Below are 1,053 nucleotides of genomic sequence, written 5' to 3'. Positions count from 1 at the left end.
GAGTGATTCAAGAATCAACCCAAGCAAGAACTGTGATAAGTAAGCCGCGAAAACAAAGTCCACCTTTCAGCAACCAACCAAGCTTTTGAATCAGGAAAACTCAACGAGCGAAAACTTCAGCAAGTACAAAATGCTCGATAAACTTGCCCTTTCCACACTTTGCGCCCGCTAAATTCACAACAAACCAGCACCAAAACTCATTGAGGCAAACAAAGAACCTTGCCTGTTTTACGGCTTGAGTAAACCACGAATTTTAGGGTAAAAATGCTCATTTGCCGACAACACAAAACGAATGGCCGGAGAAATCCAAAAGATTGAACCCCTAAATTTACCTGAGTTGCATAACGCCCGGCTAAGGGGTTGACAGCGCACCACCGAACCCCAAAAACACACTGTAAACACTGAACTTCAATTTTGCACTAAAGTCGCCACGCGTTGGCAATCCCTCTTGAGCCGTTTGTTAGCCTTCTGGTTACACCCAATCGTGATGCTGCAATGCTTCAAGAATAAACGCTAACAATAAAGACAAGCCGTGGTTTGAATTTGATAACCCTAACTTCCTGCGTTCACGCCCTTGAAACCCACCTGCAATACTATTTATTACCTGATGGAAACCTGCATGTTGATCAGAGCCAGCTTCAAACAAACTAAAATCGAATTCACCAGGTAATTTCGAATCTAAAAATTCAAATAGCTGACCATGCTCTAGAGCTGTGTAAAGCTCATCAAATGAGACACTCTCTAGGTGACCATTGGCAATTGCCGAATTCACGTAGAACCCTACAAAAGATAATGTACCAATTCTCGGTTTTATATCTGACATAATATTTCCTTTCGTCTAGTTTATTTGATTCGAAAAATTCATTAAGAAGGCTAACGCCCGGCTAAGGGGTTGACAACGCACCGCCGAACTCAAAAAACACACTGTAAACTCTGAACTGCAATTTTGCACTAAAACCGCCAAGCGTTGGCAATCCATCTTGAGCCGTTTGTTATGCAAATTCAATAAGATAAACTGACTTTACTCGATCAAAAGCCACAATTGCAATGGTT

The 1,053-nt window shown here is 41.9% G+C and carries 1 protein-coding gene; it reads right to left on the bottom strand.

Going from position 1 to position 1,053, the window contains the following annotated elements; genetic code table 11:
- Positions 1-472 precede the first annotated feature (472 nt).
- The gene (locus tag VOR_RS0112225) at positions 473-823 is read right to left on the bottom strand and encodes a hypothetical protein (protein ID WP_010319987.1); all 351 of its coding nucleotides are present in this window, start codon (positions 821-823) and stop codon (positions 473-475) included.
- Positions 824-1,053 lie beyond the last annotated feature (230 nt).

The sequence above is a fragment of the Vibrio ordalii ATCC 33509 genome, assembly GCA_000257205.1.
Classification (GTDB): Bacteria; Pseudomonadota; Gammaproteobacteria; order Enterobacterales; family Vibrionaceae; genus Vibrio; species Vibrio ordalii.
This window is presented reverse-complemented; position numbering and strand designations above follow the sequence as displayed.

Excerpts from the sequence above, each read along its gene's own strand:
- VOR_RS0112225 (WP_010319987.1), bottom strand. The coding sequence starts at position 823 with ATGTCAGATATAAAACCGAGAATTGGTACATTATCTTTTGTAGGGTTC.